Origin of the sequence: Streptomyces sp. NPDC048106 (genome assembly GCF_040706415.1) — a bacterium.
GTDB lineage: Bacteria > Actinomycetota > Actinomycetes > Streptomycetales > Streptomycetaceae > Streptomyces.
In genome coordinates this window covers 21,835-44,186 of record NZ_JBEZND010000008.1, presented here as the reverse complement: position 1 = coordinate 44,186, position 22,352 = coordinate 21,835, and the positions used below count along the sequence as shown (strand labels likewise).

The window sequence follows — 22,352 nt, the reverse complement described above, 5'->3', positions numbered from 1 at the left end:
TTCTGCGTACTAGTGTTGGCTAACTGGCCTTTGTGTCACCGAAGTTGATCCATCTGCTCGGGTGCGACGGGGGCCGCGTCAGCGGCTTCCGGGCGCACGCAAGGTGGTGAGCGCTGACGCGTGCGCGCCCCCGGACTCCGCCACCACCTCCGCGATCGTCTGCGGTTCCCGCACGGTGGCGAAGGCGACGCCTCCCCGCCCGTCCGGCGCGAAGCCGTAGATCCCGGGCCGGGCGAGGGAGTTGTAGGCGTAGTGGTGCGCGAAGTAGTACGCGCCCGTGTCCAGCGCCGCCGCGTGGTCGCCCTGTTCCAGCAAGGGCAGCGCGCGTCCCTCGGCGAGCAGGTCGCCCGAGAAGCAGGCCGGGCCCGCCACGTCCTGCACCACCTCGGGCCCCTGCTTCGGCCGCCCCTCGGCGTCGTACGCGGCGATCCGCAGCGGCCACGCCCCCGGTGCGTACACCGTCCGCGTCGCCACCTGCACCCCCGCGTGCGTCACCGCGATCCGCCGCCCGCCCGAGCGCTTGGCGTACTCCACCCGCGCCACCACCGTGCCGTGCTTGGCCAGCAGCGACCGCCCGAACTCCGTCACCAGCCCGTACCGCCCCGCGCACAGCCCCGGCACCTGCTCGGCCAGCAGCCGCGCGTACGCCGCGTACGTCGGCGCCGTCACCTCGCCCGCGAAGTTCACCGGCAGCCCGCCGCCGATGTCGAGCGTGTCGATCTGCCGCCGTCCCGCCCGCGCGTTGATCTCCTCCGCCAGCGCGTACGTCTCCGCCGCGCCCCGCGCCAGCAGCGGCAGCGGAATGCCCTGCGAGCCGGTGTGCGCGTGCAGCCGGGTCAGCCACGGCCGCTCCGTGTACGCCCGTACGACCCACTCGCGCGCCCCCTCGTCGCGCAGTGCCACCCCGAACTTCGAGGTCTCGGTCGCGGTCGATGTCGCCCCGATGCTGCCGCCGCCGATCTGCGGGTTGACCCGGATGCCGAGCGGGGACTTGCTCGGCGCGGACCGGACCAGGGCGTCCAGGCGGTCCAGCTCCTGCGGGTTGTCGGCGTTCACGGCGATGCCCAGGGCCAGCGCCTCGCGCAGCTCCGCCGGGGTCTTGGCGGGCGAGTCCAGCACCGTCCGCCCGGCCGGTACACCCGCCGCGCGGGCGAGGGCCAGCTCGCCGGGGCTCGCCACCTCGGCGCCGATGCCCTCCTCGTGCAGCAGCCGCAGCACCGGCACCAGCGGGGACGCCTTCACCGCGAACGCGTGCAGCACCGGGGTGCCCGGCGCGAGGACCGCCTCGAACGCCGCCCGCAGCGCGGCCGCCGACTCCCGGATGCCGGTCGCGTCGAGCAGCCCCACCACGGCCGCGTCCGGGCCCAGCAGGCCCTGTGCCACGGCGGCGCGCACCGCCTCGTCCCGGCGCGCGGCCCGCTCCTTCGCCTCCGCCTCGGCGTCGTGGTCCACCGCGTCTCCCTCCTGTCGGCCGTCACCTGGTTCCAGCCAAACACCCGCGACGCGCGGGCGGGGCCGCCCCGATGTATTGACTAGGTCTATTCATGAAGACAGGATGTGAATAGACGTAGCAACAGCAGGAGGCAGACGATGTCGGGACCCCGCCCCGTACGAGCACCGCGCGGCACGGAACTCAGCGCCCTGGGCTGGCAGCAGGAGGCCGCCCTGCGCATGCTGCAGAACAACCTCGACCCCGAGGTGGCCGAGCACCCCGACAAGCTCGTCGTCTACGGCGGCACCGGCAAGGCCGCCCGCGACTGGCGCTCCTTCGACGCGATGGTGCGCACCCTGCGGACCCTCAAGCAGGACGAGACCATGCTGGTCCAGTCCGGCCGGCCGGTCGGCGTGATGCAGACCCACGAGTGGGCGCCGCGCGTCCTCATCGCCAACTCCAACCTGGTCGGCGACTGGGCCAACTGGGAGGAGTTCCGCCGCCTGGAGGCCCTCGGCCTGACCATGTACGGCCAGATGACCGCCGGCTCCTGGATCTACATCGGCACCCAGGGCATCCTCCAGGGCACCTACGAGACCTTCGCCGCCGTCGCCGCGAAGAAGTTCGGCGGCACCCTCGCCGGGACCATCACCCTCACCGCCGGCCTCGGCGGCATGGGCGGCGCCCAGCCGCTCGCCGTCACCATGAACGACGGCGTCGCGATCTGCATCGACTGCGACCCGCGCGCCATCGACCGCCGCATCGAGCACCGCTACCTCGACGTCAGGGCCGACAACCTCGACCACGCGCTCCAGCTCGCGACGCAGGCCCGTGACGCCCGCCGTCCGCTGTCCATCGGCGTCCTCGGCAACGCGGCCGAGCTGGTCCCGCAGCTCCTCGCGATGGGCGCCCCCATCGACATCGTCACCGACCAGACCTCCGCCCACGACCCGCTGGCCTACCTGCCCATCGGCGTCGCGTTCGAGGACATGGCCGACGCCGCCGCCAAGGACCCGGCCGGATTCACCACACGGGCGCGCGAGTCCATGGCCGCGCACGTCGAGGCCATGGTCGGCTTCCTGGACGCCGGCGCCGAGGTCTTCGACTACGGCAACTCCATCCGCGGCGAGGCCCGGCTCGCCGGGTACGACCGCGCGTTCGCCTTCCCCGGCTTCGTGCCCGCCTACATCCGGCCGCTGTTCTGCGAGGGCAAGGGCCCCTTCCGCTGGGCCGCGCTGTCCGGCGACCCGGCGGACATCGCCAAGACCGACAAGGCGATCCTCGACCTCTTCCCCGAGAACGAGTCCCTCGCGCGCTGGATCAAGATGGCCGGTGAGCGGGTCCACTTCCAGGGCCTGCCCGCGCGGATCTGCTGGCTCGGCTACGGCGAGCGGGACAAGGCCGGTGAGCGGTTCAACGACATGGTGGCCTCCGGCGAACTGGCCGCGCCGCTCGCCATCGGCCGCGACCACCTCGACTGCGGGTCCGTCGCCTCCCCGTACCGCGAGACCGAGGCCATGCTCGACGGCTCCGACGCGATCGCCGACTGGCCGCTGCTGAACGCCATGGTCAACGTGGCCTCGGGCGCCTCCTGGGTGTCCATCCACCACGGTGGCGGCGTCGGCATGGGCCGGTCCATCCACGCCGGACAGGTCACGGTCGCCGACGGCACGAAGCTCGGTGGCGAGAAGATCCGGCGCGTGCTCACCAACGACCCGGGGATGGGCGTCATCCGGCACGTGGACGCCGGCTACGACATCGCGGAATCCGTCGCAGGCGAGCGCGGCGTCCGGGTGCCGATGCGTGAGGGTGACGAGGCGTGAGCAAGGACCACGGCGGGCGTTCCGCCCTGCGGGACGCCCGCCCGCGGCCGGACGCCCCCACCGCGCGAAGCGGCGCCTCCTTCCACGAGATGTGGGCCGAGCTGCTGCCCGTCGGGCGGCACGCCGGCTCCGGCGGATACCGGCGCTATGCCTGGACCGGGCCCGATGCCGAGTGCCGGGCGTGGTTCCGGGAGCAGGCCGAGACGCGCGGGCTCACCTACGAGGTCGACCGGAACGGGAACCAGTGGGCCTGGCTCGGGGACCCGGCGGCCGGGGACGCCGTGGTCACCGGCTCGCACCTGGACTCCGTGCCGGACGGCGGCGCCTTCGACGGGCCCCTCGGGGTCGTGTCCTCCTTCGCCGCGCTCGACGAACTGCTCCACAGGGGAGTGCGGTTCGCCAGGCCCCTCGCCATCGTCAACTTCGGGGACGAGGAGGGGGCCCGGTTCGGACTGGCCTGCGTCGGGTCGCGGCTGACCGCCGGCGCGCTGACCGCCGAGGACGCGCACCGGCTCACCGACGGCGACGGGATCAGCCTGCCGCGCGCCATGGCAGCCGCCGGGTACGACCCCGAGGCCATCGGGCCCGACCCCGAGCGGCTGGCCCGGATCGGCGCCTTCGTCGAACTGCACGTCGAACAGGGCCGCGCGCTGGACCTGTCCGGCGACCGGGTGGGCATCGCCAGCGCCATCTGGCCGCACGGACGCTGGAGGTTCGACTTCCGGGGCGAGGCCAACCACGCCGGCACCACCCGGCTCGACGACCGCCACGACCCGATGCTGCCGTACGCCGAGACCGTGCTCGCCGCCCGCCGCGAGGCCCGGCTCGCCGGTGCGGTCGCCACCTTCGGCAAGATCGCCGCAGACCCCAACGGCGTCAACGCGATCCCCTCCCGGGTACGCGGCTGGCTCGACTCCCGCGCCGCCGACCAGGAGACCCTGGACACGGTGGTCGCCGGCATCGAGAAGGCGGCCCGGGAGTACGCGGACGCGCACGGCGTGGACCTCGACGTCGTACGGGAGTCCTTCACGCCCGTCGTGGAGTTCGACCACGCGCTGCGCGACGAACTCGGGCGCATCCTGGGCCGGGACACCGAGTTGGCGGTGCCCGTCCTCGGCACCGGCGCCGGACACGACGCCGGGATCCTCTCGGGGAGCGTCCCGACCGCCATGCTGTTCGTACGCAACCCCACCGGCGTCTCGCACTCCCCGGCCGAGTCCGCCTCCGAGGACGACTGCGTGGCCGGGGTGGGCGCGCTCGCCGACGTACTGGAAGGGCTGGCCTGTTGACCAAGGCGACCTACTGGCTGGAGCACGCCTGGCTCGGCGACCATGTCGAGCCGGGGGTGCTGGTCGAGACCGAGGGCGGGCGGATCGGTGCGGTGCGCGCCGGGGCGCCCGTCCCGCCGCCCGGCGCCGAGGCGCTGCGCGGACTCACCCTGCCCGGACTGGCCAACGCCCACAGCCACGCCTTCCACCGGGCACTGCGCGGCACCGTCCAGGTCGGCTCCGGCACCGGATCACCTCCGCATCGGCGGAGAGCGGAGGAGGGCGTGGCAAGGGCTCCGGAGTCATTCTGGGCTTGGCGGGACGTCATGTACGCCGTTGCCGACAAACTCACCCCCGACAGCTACTTTTCGCTCGCCCGTGCGACATACGCCGAGATGGCGCTCGCCGGCATCACCTGCGTCGGCGAGTTCCACTACGTGCACCACGGCCAGGGCGGCACGCCCTACGCCGACCCCAACGCCATGGGGGAGGCGCTGATCGCGGCCGCCGCCGAGGCCGGCATCCGGATCACCCTGCTCGACACCTGCTACCTCTCGGCCGGTTTCGGGCGGGCCCCCGACGCCCACCAGCTCCGCTTCTCCGACGGCAGCGCCGAGGCCTGGGCCGAACGCTGTGCGGTTGTCAAGGAACGGGATCACGCACGGATCGGGGCGGCGATCCACTCCGTACGGGCCGTGCCCGCCGACCAGTTGGCGACCGTGGCCCGCTGGGCCGAGGAGCGCCGGGCGCCGCTGCACGTGCACCTGTCGGAGCAGACCGCCGAGAACGACGCCTGTCTCGCCGCGCACGGCCGCACCCCCACCCGGCTGCTCGCCGACCACGGCGTCCTCGGGCCGCGCACCACCGGGGTGCACAACACCCACCTCACCGACGAGGACATCGCCCTGCTCGGCGGCTCGCGCACCGGCACCTGCATGTGCCCGACGACCGAGCGCGACCTCGCCGACGGCATCGGTCCGGCCGTCGCCCTCCAGCGGGCCGGCTCCCCGCTCTCCCTCGGCTCCGACAGCCACGCCGTCATCGACCTGCTCGAAGAGGCGCGCGCGATGGAGCTGAACGAGCGGCTGCGCACCCGCACCCGGGGCCACTGGACGGCCGCCGCCCTGCTGCGGGCCGCCACCGCCGACGGTCACGCCGCCCTCGGCTGGGACGAGGCCGGCGCCATCGAGCCGGGCGCGCTCGCCGACCTGACGACGATCGCCCTGGACTCGGTCAGGACAGCGGGTCCCGCGCCCCGGCTGGGCGCCGAGACGGCCGTATTCGCGGCGGGCGCGGCCGATGTGCGGCATACGGTCGTGGGTGGCCGGCAGGTCGTACGCGACGGCGCGCACACGCTCGTACCGGACGTGCCGCGGGCGCTGGCCGCCGCCGTCGAAGCCCTGCGCTGACCGCGCGGGTTCCCGCGCCTGCCCCCATCGCCCCCCACGAGGACACCATGAGCAGCAGCACCGTCATCACCAACATCGCCACGCTGGTCACCAACGACACCTCCCTCGGCCGGGGCGGTTCCCCCCTCGGTCTGATCCAGGACGCGGCCGTCGTCATCGAAGGCGACCGCGTCGCGTGGACCGGTGAGGCAAGCAAAGCACCCGCCACTGACAACCGGGTCGACGCGGGCGGCCGGGCGGTGCTGCCCGGCTTCGTGGACTCCCACTCCCACCTGGTCTTCGCCGGGGACCGCACCCAGGAGTTCAACGCCCGGATGTCCGGCCGCTCCTACTCGGCGGGCGGCATCCGCACCACCGTCGCCGCCACCCGCGCCGCGAGCGACGCGGACCTGGAGGCCGGCCTCACCCGCTACCTGGCCGAAGCGCTGCGCCAGGGCACCACCACCTTCGAGACCAAGTCGGGCTACGGCCTGACCGTCGAGGACGAGGCCCGTGCCCTGCGCATCGCGGCCCGGCACACCGACGAGGTGACGTACCTCGGCGCGCACGTCGTCTCCCCCGACTACGCCGACGACCCGGCGGCCTACGTCGCCCTGGTCACCGGCGAGATGCTGGACGCCTGCGCGCCGCACGCCCGCTGGATCGACGTCTTCTGCGAGGAGGGCGCCTTCGACGGCGACCAGGCCCGCGCCATCCTGACCGCGGGCAAGGCGAAGGGCCTGCACCCGCGCATCCACGCCAACCAGCTCTCCTACGGCCCCGGCGTGCGGCTGGCCGTGGAGCTGGACGCGGCCAGCGCCGACCACTGCACCCACCTCACGGACGCGGACGTCGACGCCCTGGCGAGCGGCGACACGGTCGCCACGCTGCTGCCCGGCGCCGAGTTCTCCACCCGCGCGCAGTGGCCCGACGCCCGCCGGCTGCTGGACGCGGGGGTCACCGTCGCCCTGTCCACGGACTGCAACCCGGGCTCGTCCTTCACCTCCTCCGTGCCGTTCTGCGTCGCCCTGGCCGTCCGGGACATGGGCATGACCCCGGACGAGGCCGTCTGGTCCGCCACGGCGGGCGGCGCCGCGGCCCTGCGCCGCACCGACATCGGCCGCCTCGCTCCCGGCGCCCGCGCCGACCTGACCCTCCTCGACGCCCCCAGCCACGTCCACCTCGCCTACCGTCCGGGCGTGCCCCTGGTCAGCGGGGTGTGGCGGAGCGGCGTACGCGTGGTCTGAGGCGACGGCCCGCCGCGGACACGCCGAAGCGGCCCGGACGGGGGATCCGGGCCGCTTCGGCGGGTGCGGGGGTGCGGGGACGGCCAGGGAGCGTCGTCCCAGACGTCACTCCTCCACCGTCAGCCCCTTGCGCAGCCGTACCAGCGTGCGGGACAGCAGACGGGACACGTGCATCTGGGAGATGCCGAGTTCCTCGCCGATCTCCGACTGGGTCATGTTGGCCACGAACCGCAGGGAGAGGATCTTCCGGTCGCGCTGAGGCAGCCCGGCGATCAGGGGCTTGAGCGACTCGATGTACTCGATGCCCTCGATCCCGTGGTCCTCGTACCCGATGCGGTTCGCGAGCGCGCCCTCGGTCTCGTCCTCCTCGGGCTGGGCGTCCAGCGAGGAGGCGGTGTAGGCGTTCGAGGCGGCCATGCCCTCGACGACCTCGTCGTTCGAGATGCCGAGGCGCTCGGCCAGCTCGCCGACCGTCGGCGAGCGGTCCAGCTTCTGGGCCAGCTCGTCCCCGGCCTTCGCCAGGTCCAGGCGCAGCTCCTGGAGCCGGCGCGGTACCCGCACGGACCACGAGGTGTCGCGGAAGAACCGCTTGATCTCGCCGATGATGGTCGGCATCGCGAAAGTGGGGAACTCGACGCCGCGGGCCAGTTCGAAGCGGTCGATCGCCTTGATCAGGCCGATGGTGCCGACCTGGATGATGTCCTCCATCGGCTCGCTGCGGGAGCGGAAGCGGGAGGCGGCGAACTTGACGAGCGCGAGGTTCAGCTCGACGAGGGTGTTGCGGACGTACGCGTACTCGTGCGTCCCTTCCTCCAGCGCCTGGAGGCGCTCGAAGAGGGTCTTGGACAGGGCACGCGCGTCGACGGGGCCGATCTCGTCGTACGGGGGGATCTCCGGGAGTCCCTCGAAGGGGTCGTGGAGATCGATGGGATGATCCAGTTGTTCCGGTGGGGGTGTCGACGTCGCGGTGGGGGTAGACGAGGCGTCGAGCCGGGGTGACATGGGTGTCCTCCATCGTTCTCGGCATATGGCTGCCGAAGCCGTCAGGTGCACTACGGAGTGCGGCGCCTCCAAAGCCGGCGTGTAGAAGTACGTGTCCTTACTAGCCCTATCGGCTTTGCCGGAGCGATCGCAAGTGCGTCCTGTTCGGGTATGTCCGATTATGTGAGGTTGTTCGGGTGCCGGAGTAGGCGTGGAGGGCGTAATGTTCGAGGGCATCAGCAGCCACGACCTCGGGAGAGAGACGGCATGGACCACGGGATGGTCGGCAGCGCACAGTCGGGCCGGCTTCTGGTGGAGGTGCGTGAAGAGGGCTCCAGCGCGGTTGTCACACCGGCGGGTGAGCTTGATCACCACACCGCCGATCTGTTGCGCGAACCCCTCGACGACCTCCTGGGCAAGGGTTTCTCGCGACTCGTGGTGGACTGCTCGCGCCTGGAGTTCTGCGACTCCACGGGGCTGAACGTCCTGCTCGGAGCCCGTTTGAAGGCGGAGGCCGCCGGCGGCGGCGTCCATCTCGCGGGCATGCAGCCGGTAGTCGCTCGCGTGTTCGAGATCACTGGGGCCGAGGCGGTCTTCACCGTCCACGACTCCGTGGCGGACGCCCTGGCCGGGGAAGGTGACGGCACCGGCTGAGCCCGCGACCGGCGCGTGGCCGGGCGCGGCACCACTCCCTCGCCCTTCCTCTCGTGGACGCCGGGGACCCGCGGATCCCATGGATTCCGGAAGCCCCGTCCGTCCCACGGAAGACGGAAGTGTTCCGGCGCCCGGGTCGGGCAGGAGACATGCTGACGGCCATCCACCACCATGGCGGCGTCGCCGCGCTCCCGGTGTGACGTATCCGGGGGTGTGCGGCGGGCGCGAACGGGCAGGAACCTGCCCGGACGGGCCGACGGCGGGCAGGGATGCCGGTCGTCGCGGGACGGGCGGACGGGACTGTGATGTGCGGATGACGGGACGTACGGCGGCGACGGCGCCGACGCGGACGGACCGGCCGGTGCCGGGAGTACCGGACTTTTCCATCGTGAACTGGTGATTCGGTGAGGTGAAGCGCTGATGAGCACCACCCGGCCCTACCCGCCGGGCGACCGCGGCCACGAGCCCAGCGGCGCTTCGGGGATGCCCGGGGCCGCCGGGGAGGGCGCGCCCGCCGGTGCCGCCACGGCGTCCGTCACGGGCGCGGGCGCCCCGTCCGCGCCGCCCTCCGGATCCGACGGCGGTGGCGCCGGTCCGGGGCGGGGCCGGCAGCTCCGCAGGCTGGAGCTCCAGGGAGCCAGCGGTGTCGTACCGCTCGCCCGCGACTTCACCCGGCAGGCGCTGTACGACTGGGGCTGGCTGCCCGCCGCGTCCGCGGACCAGCGGGCCGCCGCCGAGGACGTGCTGCTCGTCGTCTCCGAGCTGGTCACCAACGCCTGCCTGCACGCCGAGGGCCCCGACGAACTCGCCCTCGCCTGCGACAACAAGGTGATCCGCCTGGAGGTCACCGACGGCGGCACCGGCCAGCCGGCTCCCCGTACCCCCCATCGCGCCGGCCGCCCCGGTGGTCACGGCATGTTCATCGTCCAGCGCCTGTGCCTGGACTGGGGCGTCGTGCGCGCCCAGGGCCGCCCCGGCAAGACGGTGTGGGCGGAACTGGGCGCTCCGGCCTGACGGTGCGTCTTCCGGCGCGAGCCTGACAGACGGTCAGCGTCACGGGAAAGAAAGAGGACCGCCACACCCACCCGGGGTGCGACGGCCCTCTCCGCCGAACGCGAGCGACTAGCGCACGTCGCCCATCAGCTTGTTCACCTTGCCGCGGTACATCCACACCGCGACACCCGCGACCACCGCGAGGATGGCCTCCAGGGCCACGAAGCCCATCTTGTCGAGGTTCACCCCGCCGATCGCCGGGTTGGACAGCAGCGCGGTGACGGAGTCGCCCGCGGTGACCGCGAGGAACCAGACGCCCATCATCTGCGAGGCGTACTTCTTCGGCGCCATCTTCGTCGTCACGGACAGACCCACCGGAGACAGCGTCAGCTCACCGACGGTCTGCAGGAAGTAGATGCCGACCAGCCACATCGCCGCGGCCTTGTGACCGTCCTGCGCGATGGACAGCGGGGCGAGGAACACGAAGAAGGAAGCGCCGACCAGCACCAGACCGGAAGAGAACTTCACGATCGTGCTCGGCTCCTTGCCGCGCCGGTTCAGCGCGAGCCACAGCCAGGCGAAGACCGGGGCCAGCGCCATGATCATGACCGGGTTGACCGACTGGTACCAGGAGACCGGGAAGTTCCAGCCGAAGATCGTGTTCTTGGCGGAGGCATCCGCGAACAGCGACAGGGTCGAACCACCCTGGTCGTAGATCATCCAGAAGACCGCGGCGGCCACGAAGAACCAGACGTACGCCCGCACCTTCGACCGCTCCTCGCCGTCGAGGTCCTTGTCGCGCAGGATTCGGCCGATGACCAGGATCGGCACGATGAGACCGATGAGGGTCAGCGGAACCAGCGCCCAGTTGAGGGTGAAGTGGCCGGTGAAACCGACGATGCCGTAGAAGACCACGGCGATGACCAGCCAGATCAGACCCTTGCGCAGGGTGGTGGCCTTCTCCTGAGCCGTCATCGGCGTCGGGACGACCTTGCTCTCCTCGCTGAGGTGGCGACCGCCCAGCAGGTACTGGACCAGACCCAGCGCCATGCCGAGCGCGGCCAGCGCGAAGCCGAAGTGCCAGTTGACGTTCTCGCCGATGGTGCCGATGACCAGCGGAGCGACGAACGCGCCCAGGTTGATGCCGATGTAGAAGAGCGTGAAGCCACCGTCGCGGCGTGCGTCCTTCGGGCCGTCGTACAGGTGGCCGACCATCGTGGAGATGTTCGCCTTGAGCAGACCGGAACCGATGGCGACCAGACCCAGGCCGACGAAGAAGCTCACGCTCGCCGGCAGGGCCAGGCACAGATGGCCCAGCATGATGATCAGACCCGCGACCGCGACCGTCTTGCGGGGGCCGAGGAGCCGGTCGGCGACCCAGCCGCCGGGCAGCGCGAGCAGGTACACGAGCGACAGGTACACGGAGTAGATCGCCGTCGCCGTACCCGCGCTCAGGTGCAGGCCACCCGGGGCCACCAGGTACAGGGGGAGCAGGGCCCGCATGCCGTAGTAGGAGAACCGCTCCCACATCTCGGTCATGAACAGAGTGGCCAGGCCGCGGGGGTGGCCGAAGAAGGTCTTCCCGGTGCCGGGGGTGCCCGGGTGGACCGAGTCCTTCGTCAGGCTGGACGCCATGGTCGTTCCTTGCTGGTCGGGACGCGCGCTGGAGCGTTGCGCGCCCGGTGGGGGGTAGTGGCCGGCACCGGCGGGGTCGGCTGTCCGCCCCCACGCCCGGGGGAGTCCGCTCCGGATCGCGAAGCGGTGGACGGCGACCACCGGGATCCACACTCCGCGACGCGACGGTGCGTCCGGAGCCCGGCCAGAGGTCATTCCTTGAAGACCGGTCAGCACGACCGGCCCGCACACAATAAGGACCTTCAGCGTCAATCCCGCCAAAGGTCTCCGAGGTGTACACAGGCGTTCACATCACTGTACGTCAGGACAGTGCCCGGTATGGAAGGACTTGAGACAGGGATCACAGGTGTCGGGGGAACCACACAACGGATTTCGAAGGCCCCTTCTACGATCGCACCCCACAGGTGATGGTCCGCACCCATAGGCGATCCAGGTAAGAATCCCTGCAGGCGATCACACCCCAGCACCGCATGCGGGCGGTCTACCATCACCTCATGACCCGTGTACTGCTCGCCGAGGACGACGCGTCCATCTCGGAGCCGCTGGCCCGCGCCCTGCGCCGGGAAGGTTACGAGGTCGAGGTGCGCGAGGACGGACCCACCGCGCTCGACGCCGGAATGCAGGGCGGCGTCGATCTGGTCGTACTGGACCTGGGCCTGCCCGGCATGGACGGCCTGGAGGTCGCCCGCCGGCTGCGTGCCGACGGTCACACCGTGCCGATCCTCATCCTGACCGCGCGGGCCGACGAGGTGGACACCGTCGTCGGCCTGGACGCGGGCGCCGACGACTACGTCACCAAGCCCTTCCGGCTCGCCGAACTGCTCGCCCGGGTACGGGCGCTGCTGCGCCGCGGTGCCGCCGAGCCGCAGCAGCCGCCGGCCACGCACGGCGTGCGCATCGACGTCGAGTCGCACCGCGCGTGGATGGGTGACGAGGAACTCCAGCTCACCGCCAAGGAGTTCGACCTGCTGCGGGTGCTGGTGCGGGACGCCGGCCGCGTGGTCACGCGCGACCAGCTGATGCGCGAGGTCTGGGACACCACGTGGTGGTCGTCCACCAAGACCCTCGACATGCACATCTCCTGGCTGCGCAAGAAGCTCGGCGACGACGCGGCCAACCCCCGCTACATCGCCACCGTCCGGGGCGTGGGCTTCCGCTTCGAGAAGAGCTGAGCCCCGCGCCGGGGACCAGCGGTCACCTCAGGTAACGGAACATGCGCCGACGTCTCATCCAGTCCACCCTCGCCGTCGTCCTCGTGGTGATCGCCGTCTTCGGCGTCTCCCTGGTGATCGTCGAGACGCGGACGATCACCAACAGCGCCCAGGAGCGGGTGGAGTCCGAGGCGGCGCGGCTGGCCAGCATCGTGGACAGCCGCATCCTGGCCGCGGAGAACGTCAACGCCGGCGCGCTGCGCAATCCGGTCAGCAAAGAGCAGTACGCGGTGATCGAGATGCCCGGCAGGCCGCCGATCGAGATCGGCACCCGGCCCGTGGGCGACGTCATCCGCGCCACCCAGCACGGCGAGGAGGGCGAGACCGTCACCGTCCAGGAGCCGCGCTCCGCGGTGACCCGGGAGGTCGGCCGCACCCTGCTGATCATCGGCCTGGTGGCGCTGCTCGCGGTGGTCGCGGCCGTGCTGCTCGCGGTGCGCCAGGCCAACCGGCTCGCCTCCCCGCTGACCGACCTCGCCTCGACCGCGGAGCGGCTGGGCTCCGGCGACCCGCGCCCGCGGCACAAGCGGTACGGCGTGCCCGAGCTGGACCGGGTCGCCGACGTGCTGGACTCCTCCGCCGAGAAGATCGCGCGCATGCTGACCGCCGAGCGGCGGCTGGCCGCCGACGCCTCCCACCAGCTGCGCACCCCGCTCACCGCGTTGTCGATGCGCCTGGAGGAGATCACCCTCACCGACGACCCGGACATCGTGAAGGAGGAGGCGAACGTCGCGCTGACGCAGGTCGAGCGGCTCACCGACGTGGTCGAGCGGCTGCTGACGAACTCCCGCGACCCGCGCACCGGCTCCGCCGTCACCTTCGACCTGGACGAGGTCATCCAGCAGCAGCTCGCCGAGTGGCGGCCCGCCTACCGCGGCGTGGGCCGGGCCGTCGTCAGCTCCGGCAAGCGGCACCTCCAGGCGGTGGGCACGCCCGGCGCGGTCGCCCAGGTGCTGGCCGCGCTGATCGAGAACTCGCTGATGCACGGCGGCGGCACCGTCGCGCTGCGCACCCGCGTCACCGGCAACCAGGCCGTGGTCGAGGTCACGGACGAGGGGCCCGGGGTGCCGGCCGACCTCGGGGCGCGGATCTTCGAGCGGACCATCAGCGGCCGCAACTCCACGGGCATCGGCCTCGCCGTCGCCCGGGACCTCGCCGAGGCCGACGGGGGCCGCCTGGAACTGCTCCAGGCCCAGCCCCCGGTCTTCGGCCTGTTCCTCTCCCGCACGCCCCCGGCCCGCAAGCCCGACGGGGAACTGCCGACGGTCCGCTGAGCCGCCCTACAGAACCCGCTGCGTCTTCGGCTCGGGCTCGCTGGGGGAGCGGCGCGACTGCGCCGCCAGGATCGACTCCGCCTCCTGCGCGGGCAGCGCGCGGAACACCCAGGTCCGATACGACCAGAAGCGGAACAGGGTGGCGACGCCGATGCCGAGGAACTTGAAGACGTTGCTCTCCAGCGGGCTGTCCCAGCCGAGGCCGTAGGTGGCCAGGAAGAGCACGCCGTTCTCGATCACCAGGCCGATCGCGCTGAAGTACAGGAACAGCGTGATCTCCCTGGTGCGGCCGCTGCGGTCGCGGTCCCGGTACGTCCAGTAACGGAAGCCGACGTAGTTGAAGACGATGGCGACCACGGTCGCGATGATGCCCGCGCGCACCATCGGCACGCTGGAGACGTGCCGGATCAGATTGAAGACGCCGAGATTGACCAGGACCCCGGCGCCGCCGACGGCGCCGAACTTGGCCGCCTCGCCCACGAGCCGTTGCAGCCCCGAGGAACGCTGTTCCATGGCGTTGCAGCTCCCGTCGGTAGGTTTTCGTCAACTCCGCCATGCTATCGGCGCAAACCGCCCGACGCCCCAGGACCAGGCCAGCGCGGGGAAACAGGTCGGGAAGAGGGCGGAAAACGGTGGGTAAGAACCGGCCGCGCGCGGGGGAACACACGCGCGAGGGGCCGGGGCGGAGGGATGCGATCCGGCCGGTCCGCGATGGCCGATACGCTGTAGGTGTGACGTTTCCGGTAGTCGGCATGGTCGGCGGTGGTCAGCTCGCGCGTATGACGCACGAGGCGGGCATTCCGCTGGGCATCAGGTTCAAGCTCCTCAGTGACACCCCTCAGGATTCCGCGGCGCAGGTCGTGAGCGAAGTCGTCATCGGCGACTACCGCGACCTGGACACGCTGCGTGACTTCGCGCGTGGCTGTGACGTGATCACCTTCGATCACGAGCACGTGCCCACCGAGCACCTCAGGGCCCTGGAGGCGGACGGCATCCCCGTGCGCCCGGGGCCCGACGCGCTCGTGCACGCCCAGGACAAGGGCGTGATGCGGGCACGGCTCGACGCGATCGGCATCCCGTGCCCCCGGCACCGGATCGTCGCCGACCCGCAGGACGTCGTCCGGTTCGCGGCGGAGGGAGACGGCTTCCCCGTCGTCCTGAAGACCGTCCGCGGCGGCTACGACGGCAAGGGCGTGTGGGTCGTCGAGTCCGCCGAGGAGGCCGCCGCGCCGTTCCGGGCGGGCGTGCCGGTCCTCGCCGAGGAGAAGGTCGACTACGTCCGCGAGCTGGCCGCCAACGTCGTACGCTCCCCGCACGGCCAGGCCGTCGCCTACCCGGTGGTGGAGTCCCGGCAGGTCAACGGCGTGTGCGACACCGTCATCGCCCCCGCCCCCGACCTGCCCGAGGAGCTGGCGCTGGGCGCCGAGCGGCTGGCCCTCACCATCGCCAAGGAGCTGGGCGTCGTCGGCCACCTCGCCGTCGAGCTGTTCCAGACCCGCGACGGCCGCGTGCTCGTCAACGAGCTGGCGATGCGCCCGCACAACTCCGGCCACTGGACCCAGGACGGCGCGGTCACCTCGCAGTTCGCCAACCACGTCCGCGCGGTCCTCGACCTGCCCCTCGGCGACCCGCGCCCGCGCAGCAGGTGGACCGTGATGGTCAACGTCCTGGGCGGCGACTACCCGGACATGTACTCCGCGTACCTGCACTGCATGGCCCGCGACCCCAAGCTCAAGATCCACATGTACGGCAAGGACGTGAAGCCCGGCCGCAAGGTCGGACACGTCAACACCTACGGCGACGACCTGGACGACGTGCTGGAGCGCGCCCGTCACGCAGCCGGCTACCTGAGAGGGACCATCACCGAATGAGCCCTGCCCTCCCGTCACCCGACCACCGCCCCTCGTCGAGCGCTGACGCGCGCTCCTTTCCCCTGGTCGGCATCGTCATGGGGTCGGACTCCGACTGGCCCGTCATGGAGGCCGCCGCCAAGGCGCTGGACGAGTTCGAGGTCGCCTACGAGGTCGACGTCGTCTCCGCGCACCGGATGCCCCGCGAGATGATCACGTACGGCGAGCACGCGGCCGACCGCGGGCTCAAGGTGATCATCGCCGGGGCCGGGGGCGCCGCCCACCTGCCGGGCATGCTCGCCTCCGTCACCCCGCTGCCGGTCATCGGCGTCCCGGTGCCCCTGAAGTACCTCGACGGCATGGACTCCCTGCTGTCGATCGTGCAGATGCCGGCCGGTGTCCCGGTCGCCACGGTCTCCGTCGCCGGTGCCCGCAACGCCGGGCTGCTCGCGGCCCGCATCCTCGCCACGCACGACGAGGACCTGCTGCACCGCATGCGCGACTTCCAGCACGACCTGAACGACCAGGCCACCGAGAAGGGCAAGCGGCTGCGGGCCAAGGTCGAGGGCGCCGGCGGCTTCGGCTTCGGGAAGTGAGCGCCGTGACGACTCTGGACGAGGCCCGCGCCCTGCTGCGCGAGTTCCCGGTGGTCGACGGGCACAACGACCTGCCCTGGGCGCTGCGCGAGAAGGCGGGCTACGACCTGGACCGCCTGGACATCGCGGGCCACCAGCACGAGCACCTGCACACCGACCTGCCCCGGCTGCGCGCGGGGGGCGTCGGCGCCCAGTACTGGTCGGTGTACGTCCCCGCCGAGCAGCCGGACCCGGTCGCCGCGACGCTGGAACAGATCGACTGCGTACGGCAGTTGCTGGACCGCTACCAGGCGGACCTGGCGCCCGCGCTGACCGCCGCCGACATGGAGGCGGCGCGCGGTGAGGGCCGTATCGCCTCCCTGATGGGGGCCGAGGGCGGCCACTCCATCGCCAACTCGCTGGGCACCCTGCGCGGCCTGTACGCGCTCGGCGTGCGCTACATGACGCTCACCCACAACTCCAACGTGGACTGGGCGGACTCGGCGACCGACGCGCCGAAGGCGAACGGCCTGACCGCGTTCGGCCGCGAGGTGGTCCGCGAGATGAACCGGCTCGGCATGCTGGTCGACCTCTCGCACGTGGCGCCGTCGACCATGCGCGACGCGCTGGACGCGAGTTCCGCGCCGGTGGTCTTCTCGCACTCCTCCGCACGCGCGGTCTGCGACCACCCCCGCAACATCCCGGACGACGTCCTGGAGCGGCTGCCCGCCAACGGCGGCGTGGCGATGGTGACGTTCGTGCCGAAGTTCGTGCTCCAGGCGGCCGTGGACTGGACGGCCGAGGCCGACGAGAACATGCGCGCCCACGGCCTGCACCACCTGGACACCACCGCCGAGGCGATGAAGGTCCACCGCGCCTTCGAGGAGCGCCACCCGCGCCCCATCGCCACGGTGCCGGTGATCGCCGACCACCTGGACCACATGCGCGAGGTCGCCGGCATCGACCACCTCGGCATCGGCGGCGACTACGACGGCACCGCCTTCACCCCGGACGGTCTCGACGACGTCTCCGGCTACCCGAACCTCCTGGCGGAACTGCTGGACCGCGGCTGGTCCAAGGCGGACCTGGCCAAGCTCACCTGGCAGAACGCGGTACGGGTGCTGGGCGCGGCGGAGGACGTGGCCCGCGACCTCCAGGCGAAGCGTGCCCCGTCCAACGCGACGATCGAGTCGCTCGACGGCTGACGCGGAGCGAACAGGCGGGGCGGCCGATCCGGCCGCCCCGCCTTTGTCCTGCCCGCGCGTCGTGCCTGCGCGTCTTACGCGCGTGTCTTACGCGTGCTCGATCCGGCACAGGCAGAACGGATGCCCGGCCGGGTCGGCGTACACCTGGAAGTCCTTCTTCTCCCGGTCCTCCAGGTCCAGCGGGCGGGCGCCGAGCGCGAGGACCTTCTCGTGGGCGGCGTCGATCTCCGCCCAGGTGCTGCCCGCGTCGAAGTCCAGGTGGAGCTGCTGGCCGTTGTGGTCCGCGCGGGGCCACTCCGGCGGGGTGTGGTCCTCGGCCCGCTGGAAGGCCAGCCGGGGACCGCCGGGGATCTGGAGGACGACCCAGGTGTCGTCCTCGGCCACCGGCGTGCCTCCGGCCACCGCCGCGTAGAAGGCGGCCAGGGAGTGCGGGTCGGGGCAGTCGAGCACGACACTGCGGAAACGGGCGACGGACGCCATTTTCTCCTCCTCGGAAACGGTTCAGCCGGCGCAGAGACAGAACGGGTGCCCCGCCGGGTCGGCGTACACCCGCCAGGTGCGGGAGGGTTCCCCGGCGTCCAGGAGCCTCGCCCCCAGCTTCAGCACCCCCTCCTGCGCCGCGTCCAGGTCCGCGACGGTCAGGTCCAGGTGGAACTGCTGCCCGTTGCTGTCGGCGCGCGGCCACTGCGGAGCGGTGTGCCCCTCGGCCCGCTGGAAGGCCATCGCCTGTCCGCCGGGCACCGTCAGATCCACCCAGTCGCCCTTCCCGTCGCCCTCCACCGTGCCGCCGAGCACCTCGGCGTAGAAGCCGGCCAGCGCGCCGGGATCGGGACAGTCCAGCACCACCACGCCGAGCTTGGCGAGAGCCATGACGACCTCCTTCTGTTACCCCTATAGGCGGGTAACCGGTAACGGTGACCTCATACTCGCGGACAAGGGGTAACGTCGCAACCATGAATGCAAGGTCGGCCGCTCCCGGGGGCCTCGCCCTCGTCGAGTCCCTGGTCAACACGGTGGACCTGGCGGACGGCGCCGACTCGCTCGACACGGCGGAGGGGCGCGAGCGCTTCGGGATCACCGAGGACGGGCTCGTGGCGGCGCGGGAGCTGCGGGAGTCGCTGCGGGCCGTGCTGCTCGCCCACGCCGGGCACCCGCCGCACCGGGCGGTCGCCCCGCTGGGCGAGCTGCTGGCCGGCGCCCCGCTGCGCGTCACCGTGGACGGACGGGACGGATCGGCGGCCCTCGCCCCCGCCGCGGACGCCTCGCTGCCGTCCCGGATCGCCGCCGCGATCGCCGAGGCGCTGCTGGCCGGCACCTGGATGCGGCTGAAGGCGTGCGAGGCCGAGACCTGCCACTGGGCGTACTACGACCGCAGCCCCGCCGGACGCGGCCGCTGGTGCTCGATGCGGGTCTGCGGGGCGCGCGAGAAGATGCGGCGGTACCGGGCCAAGGGGGCGTAAAGCGCGGGAAGCCGGGGCCCTGGGGCACAGGGCGCTGGGGCAAAATGCGAAACGGCGCCGGTTCGGCCGACTGAGCCTCGGCCGAACCAGCGCCGTTTCGCCGTGTCTCTCCGCGGTGCCTCAGGCGGTCGGACGCCCCATCGCCCGGTACGTCCACCCCGCGCGCCGCCACAGCTCCGGGTCGAGGCTGTTGCGCCCGTCCAGGAGCACCCGGGCCGCCGCCGCCGCGCCCAGCTCCGCCGGGTCCAGCTCGCGGAACTCGCGCCACTCGGTCAGGTGCAGCACGACATCCGCGCCGCGCACGACGTCGAGGGCCGACTCGGCGTAGCCCAGGGTCGGGAAGACCTTGCGGGCGTTGGTCATGCCCTTCGGGTCGTACACGGTCACCTGGCCGCCCTGGAGGTGTATCTGGCCCGCCACGTTCAGCGCGGGCGAGTCGCGGACGTCGTCCGAGTCGGGCTTGAAGGTGGCGCCGAGCACCGCGACCCGCTTGCCGAGGAAGGAGCCGCCCCCCAGCGCCTCGCGGGCCATCTCCACCATCTGGCCGCGCCGGCGCATGTTGATGGAGTCGATCTCCCGCAGGAAGGTCAGCGCCTGGTCCGCGCCCAGCTCGCCGGCGCGGGCCATGAACGCCCGGATGTCCTTGGGCAGACAGCCGCCGCCGAAGCCGATCCCGGCGCGCAGGAACTTGCGCCCGATCCGGTCGTCGTGCCCGATCGCCTCCGCCAGCTTGGCCACGTCGCCGCCGCCGGCCTCGCAGACCTCCGCCATCGCGTTGATGAAGGAGATCTTGGTGGCGAGGAAGGAGTTCGCGGCGGTCTTCACCAGTTCGGCGGTCGGGAAGTCGGTGACGACGAAGGGGGCACCCTCCTCGACCGGCGTCGCGTACACCTCGCGCAGCAGCTTCTCCGCCCGCTCGCTGCGCACCCCGACCACGATCCGGTCCGGGTGCAGGGTGTCCTGGACGGCGAAGCCCTCGCGCAGGAACTCCGGGTTCCAGGCCAGCTCGGCGTCGCCGCCCGCCGGGGCGTGCTCGGCGAGATAGGCGGCCAGCCGCTCGGCCGAGCCCACCGGCACCGTGGACTTGCCGACCACCAGGGCCGGGCCGCGCAGGTGCGGGGCGAGGGAGGCGACGGCGGAGTCGACGTACGACATGTCGCAGGCGTACTCGCCGTGCTTCTGCGGGGTGTTCACGCAGACGAAGTGCACGTCGCCGAAGGCGCCGGCCTCGGCCCAGTCGGTGGTGAACCGGAGCCGCCCGGTGGACCCCGCGAGCCCGGCCACGTGCCGGCGCAGCAGTTCCTCCAGCCCCGGCTCGTACATCGGGGTCTCGCCACGCTCCAGCATGGCGATCTTCTCGGGTACGACGTCCAGGCCCAGCACCTCGAATCCCAGCTCGGCCATGGCCGCTGCGTGGGTGGCGCCGAGATACCCGGTGCCGATCACGGTGATCTTCAGGCTCATGGACGCGCTCCAGCTCGGGGATTCTCTCGTGCGGTGCCCGAGCATAGCCGGGCCGGTCGGGGGGCAACTTTCCCGCTGTCGCCAACCTCACGTAGGCGACCTGGGGCAGGGGCCCTAAAATTTGAGTTACTTAACGGTAATTAGCGTTTGTAATGTCCGTGATGCGTCACAATCACTGCGTCTTTGGAGCGTGAGAGACCTTGGCCGGATCGGCTGACTTCGACCTGTACCGCCCGTCCGAGGAGCACGACATGCTCCGCGACGCCGTCCGCTCCCTGGTCGAGGCGAAGATCGCGCCGTACGCCGCCGCGGTGGACGAGGAGGCCCGCTTCCCGCAGGAGGCCCTCGACGCCCTGGTCGCCAACGACCTGCACGCCGTGCACGTCCCCGAGGAGTACGGCGGCTCCGGCGCCGACGCGCTCGCCACGGTCATCGTGATCGAGGAGGTGGCCCGCGCCTGCGTGTCCTCCTCCCTGATCCCCGCGGTGAACAAGCTGGGCTCGCTCCCGGTGATCCTCTCCGGCTCCGAGGAGCTGAAGAAGAAGTACCTGGGCCCGCTGGCCAAGGGCGACGCGATGTTCTCGTACTGCCTCTCCGAGCCGGAGGCGGGCTCGGACGCGGCCGGCATGAAGACCAAGGCGGTCCGCGACGGCGACCACTGGATCCTCAACGGCGTCAAGCGCTGGATCACCAACGCGGGCGTCTCCGAGTTCTACACGGTCATGGCCGTCACCGACCCGACGAAGCGCTCCAAGGGCATCTCCGCCTTCGTGGTCGAGAAGTCGGACGAGGGCGTCTCCTTCGGCGCGCCCGAGAAGAAGCTCGGCATCAAGGGCTCCCCGACCCGCGAGGTCTACTTCGACAACGTCCGCATCCCCGCCGACCGCATGATCGGCGAGGAGGGCACCGGCTTCGCCACGGCGATGAAGACCCTGGACCACACCCGCATCACCATCGCCGCCCAGGCGCTCGGTGTCGCGCAGGGCGCCCTCGACTATGCCAAGGGCTACGTCCAGGAGCGCAAGCAGTTCGGCAAGGCGATCGCCGACTTCCAGGGCATCCAGTTCATGCTCGCGGACATGTCGATGAAGATCTCCGCGGCCCGCGCCCTCACCTACCAGGCCGCCGCCGCCTCCGAGCGCGGCGACTCCGACCTCACCTACCTGGGCGCCGCCGCCAAGTGCTTCGCCTCGGACGTCGCCATGGAGGTCACCACCGACGCCGTCCAACTGCTCGGCGGCTACGGCTACACCCGCGACTACCCGGTCGAGCGCATGATGCGCGACGCCAAGATCACGCAGATCTACGAGGGCACCAACCAGGTCCAGCGCATCGTCATGGCGCGCAACCTGCCGTAGCCCCTCGGGCGGTACCGGAAGGCGTCCCGCGCGGGGCGCCTTCCGTGCGTTCGGGCGTCCCTTACGACCGGTCGGTCACATGCGGGGGCGGTCCCGGGGACGTAGGACGGAACCACACGGGACCCGCTCCCGGGTCCCCGCGCTCCGAGGAGGAGCCATGGCCCAGCCCGGAACCACGATGCCCGCCATGACCAAGCAGATGCAGGACTGCATCGAGGCCTGCATGAACTGCCACAGCATCTGCGAGGAGACCATGAGCTCCTGCATGCAGCAGGGCGGGCAGGCGCAGATGCAGATCGTGCGCGCGCTCATGGACTGCTCGGAGACGACCCGGATGTGCGCCGACATGATGATGCGCCGCTCGCCCATGTCGGGCGACATGTGCGCGATGTGCGCCAAGGCGTGCGACATGTGCGCCGAGGCGTGTATGTCCATGCCCGACGACCAGCAGCTCAAGCGCTGCGCGGAGGCGTGTCGCCGCTGCGCCGACATGTGCCGCTCGATGGCGGGCGCCCGCATGTGACCCGAGCGCCC

The 22,352-nt window shown here is 71.8% G+C and carries 21 protein-coding genes; 14 read left to right on the top strand and 7 right to left on the bottom strand.

The annotated features are described in order from the left end of the window. Positions 1 to 78: 78 nt before the first annotated feature. Positions 79 to 1,452, bottom strand: coding sequence for a diaminopimelate decarboxylase (locus AB0927_RS10415; protein ID WP_366667142.1), 1,374 nt, complete (start codon positions 1,450 to 1,452; stop codon positions 79 to 81). A 138-nt stretch (positions 1,453 to 1,590) separates the two neighbouring features. On the opposite strand from AB0927_RS10415, the gene hutU reads away from it, so the two are divergent. From hutU to hutI, 4 genes are all read left to right on the top strand, one after another. Next, a complete protein-coding gene (hutU, locus tag AB0927_RS10410; protein WP_366667141.1) occupies positions 1,591 to 3,255 on the top strand; it encodes a urocanate hydratase in 1,665 nt (554 codons plus the stop codon). 89 nt (positions 3,256 to 3,344) lie between these two features. Further along, a complete protein-coding gene (locus AB0927_RS10405) occupies positions 3,345 to 4,544 on the top strand; it encodes an allantoate amidohydrolase (RefSeq protein ID WP_366667336.1) in 1,200 nt (399 codons plus the stop codon). Then, positions 4,541 to 5,932: a formimidoylglutamate deiminase gene (locus tag AB0927_RS10400; RefSeq protein ID WP_366667140.1), complete on the top strand. Its 1,392-nt coding sequence runs from the start codon at positions 4,541 to 4,543 to the stop codon at positions 5,930 to 5,932. Before AB0927_RS10405 ends, AB0927_RS10400 begins: the two co-directional genes overlap by 4 nt. A 47-nt stretch (positions 5,933 to 5,979) precedes the next feature. Beyond that, the gene (gene hutI / locus AB0927_RS10395) at positions 5,980 to 7,158 is read left to right on the top strand and encodes an imidazolonepropionase (RefSeq protein WP_366667139.1); all 1,179 of its coding nucleotides are present in this window, start codon (positions 5,980 to 5,982) and stop codon (positions 7,156 to 7,158) included. Between the two features lie 105 nt (positions 7,159 to 7,263). Here hutI and AB0927_RS10390 read toward each other — a convergent pair whose 3' ends face one another. Then, complete coding sequence (locus AB0927_RS10390; RefSeq protein WP_366667138.1) at positions 7,264 to 8,160, bottom strand: RNA polymerase sigma factor SigF; 897 nt, start codon at positions 8,158 to 8,160, stop codon at positions 7,264 to 7,266. Between the two features lie 246 nt (positions 8,161 to 8,406). Here AB0927_RS10390 and AB0927_RS10385 point away from each other — a divergent pair, with 246 nt between their 5' ends. Further along, positions 8,407 to 8,793: an STAS domain-containing protein gene (locus AB0927_RS10385; protein ID WP_285563254.1), complete on the top strand. Its 387-nt coding sequence runs from the start codon at positions 8,407 to 8,409 to the stop codon at positions 8,791 to 8,793. Between the two features lie 420 nt (positions 8,794 to 9,213). Beyond that, entirely contained in the window at positions 9,214 to 9,807 is a 594-nt protein-coding gene (locus AB0927_RS10380) for an ATP-binding protein (RefSeq protein ID WP_366667137.1), read from the top strand. Positions 9,808 to 9,915: 108 nt separating this feature from the next. On the opposite strand, the gene AB0927_RS10375 is transcribed toward AB0927_RS10380, so the two are convergent. Beyond that, positions 9,916 to 11,421: an oligopeptide:H+ symporter gene (locus tag AB0927_RS10375; RefSeq protein WP_366667136.1), complete on the bottom strand. Its 1,506-nt coding sequence runs from the start codon at positions 11,419 to 11,421 to the stop codon at positions 9,916 to 9,918. Positions 11,422 to 11,915: 494 nt separating this feature from the next. Here AB0927_RS10375 and AB0927_RS10370 point away from each other — a divergent pair, with 494 nt between their 5' ends. After that, a complete protein-coding gene (locus tag AB0927_RS10370; protein WP_020940464.1) occupies positions 11,916 to 12,593 on the top strand; it encodes a response regulator transcription factor in 678 nt (225 codons plus the stop codon). A gap of 41 nt (positions 12,594 to 12,634) precedes the next feature. After that, complete coding sequence (locus tag AB0927_RS10365; protein WP_366667135.1) at positions 12,635 to 13,906, top strand: ATP-binding protein; 1,272 nt, start codon at positions 12,635 to 12,637, stop codon at positions 13,904 to 13,906. 6 nt (positions 13,907 to 13,912) lie between these two features. Here the strand turns inward: AB0927_RS10365 and AB0927_RS10360 are convergent, their stop codons facing one another. Then, on the bottom strand, positions 13,913 to 14,419 hold the full coding sequence (locus AB0927_RS10360; protein ID WP_366667134.1) for a GtrA family protein: 507 nt from the start codon (positions 14,417 to 14,419) through the stop codon (positions 13,913 to 13,915). Positions 14,420 to 14,637: 218 nt separating this feature from the next. On the opposite strand from AB0927_RS10360, the gene AB0927_RS10355 reads away from it, so the two are divergent. From AB0927_RS10355 to AB0927_RS10345, 3 genes are all read left to right on the top strand, one after another. Then, positions 14,638 to 15,777 carry a 5-(carboxyamino)imidazole ribonucleotide synthase gene (locus AB0927_RS10355; protein WP_366667133.1) on the top strand — a complete coding sequence of 380 codons (1,140 nt, stop codon included), beginning with the start codon at positions 14,638 to 14,640 and terminating at the stop codon, positions 15,775 to 15,777. A 77-nt stretch (positions 15,778 to 15,854) separates the two neighbouring features. After that, entirely contained in the window at positions 15,855 to 16,352 is a 498-nt protein-coding gene (gene purE / locus AB0927_RS10350; RefSeq protein ID WP_366667335.1) for a 5-(carboxyamino)imidazole ribonucleotide mutase, read from the top strand. A gap of 5 nt (positions 16,353 to 16,357) precedes the next feature. Then, positions 16,358 to 17,536, top strand: coding sequence for a dipeptidase (locus AB0927_RS10345; RefSeq protein ID WP_366667132.1), 1,179 nt, complete (start codon positions 16,358 to 16,360; stop codon positions 17,534 to 17,536). Between the two features lie 87 nt (positions 17,537 to 17,623). Here the strand turns inward: AB0927_RS10345 and AB0927_RS10340 are convergent, their stop codons facing one another. Continuing rightward, on the bottom strand, positions 17,624 to 18,016 hold the full coding sequence (locus AB0927_RS10340; RefSeq protein ID WP_366667131.1) for a VOC family protein: 393 nt from the start codon (positions 18,014 to 18,016) through the stop codon (positions 17,624 to 17,626). Positions 18,017 to 18,037: 21 nt separating this feature from the next. Next, a complete protein-coding gene (locus tag AB0927_RS10335; RefSeq protein ID WP_366667130.1) occupies positions 18,038 to 18,406 on the bottom strand; it encodes a VOC family protein in 369 nt (122 codons plus the stop codon). Positions 18,407 to 18,489: 83 nt separating this feature from the next. On the opposite strand from AB0927_RS10335, the gene AB0927_RS10330 reads away from it, so the two are divergent. Next, a complete protein-coding gene (locus AB0927_RS10330; RefSeq protein WP_366667129.1) occupies positions 18,490 to 18,996 on the top strand; it encodes a CGNR zinc finger domain-containing protein in 507 nt (168 codons plus the stop codon). A gap of 120 nt (positions 18,997 to 19,116) precedes the next feature. On the opposite strand, the gene AB0927_RS10325 is transcribed toward AB0927_RS10330, so the two are convergent. Continuing rightward, positions 19,117 to 20,460 carry a UDP-glucose/GDP-mannose dehydrogenase family protein gene (locus AB0927_RS10325; RefSeq protein ID WP_366667128.1) on the bottom strand — a complete coding sequence of 448 codons (1,344 nt, stop codon included), beginning with the start codon at positions 20,458 to 20,460 and terminating at the stop codon, positions 19,117 to 19,119. Between the two features lie 200 nt (positions 20,461 to 20,660). On the opposite strand from AB0927_RS10325, the gene AB0927_RS10320 reads away from it, so the two are divergent. Both AB0927_RS10320 and AB0927_RS10315 read left to right on the top strand, forming a co-directional pair. After that, on the top strand, positions 20,661 to 21,818 hold the full coding sequence (locus tag AB0927_RS10320) for an acyl-CoA dehydrogenase (protein WP_366667127.1): 1,158 nt from the start codon (positions 20,661 to 20,663) through the stop codon (positions 21,816 to 21,818). Between the two features lie 157 nt (positions 21,819 to 21,975). Beyond that, the gene (locus tag AB0927_RS10315) at positions 21,976 to 22,341 is read left to right on the top strand and encodes a four-helix bundle copper-binding protein (RefSeq protein ID WP_366667126.1); all 366 of its coding nucleotides are present in this window, start codon (positions 21,976 to 21,978) and stop codon (positions 22,339 to 22,341) included. The last annotated feature ends 11 nt before the right edge of the window (positions 22,342 to 22,352 follow it).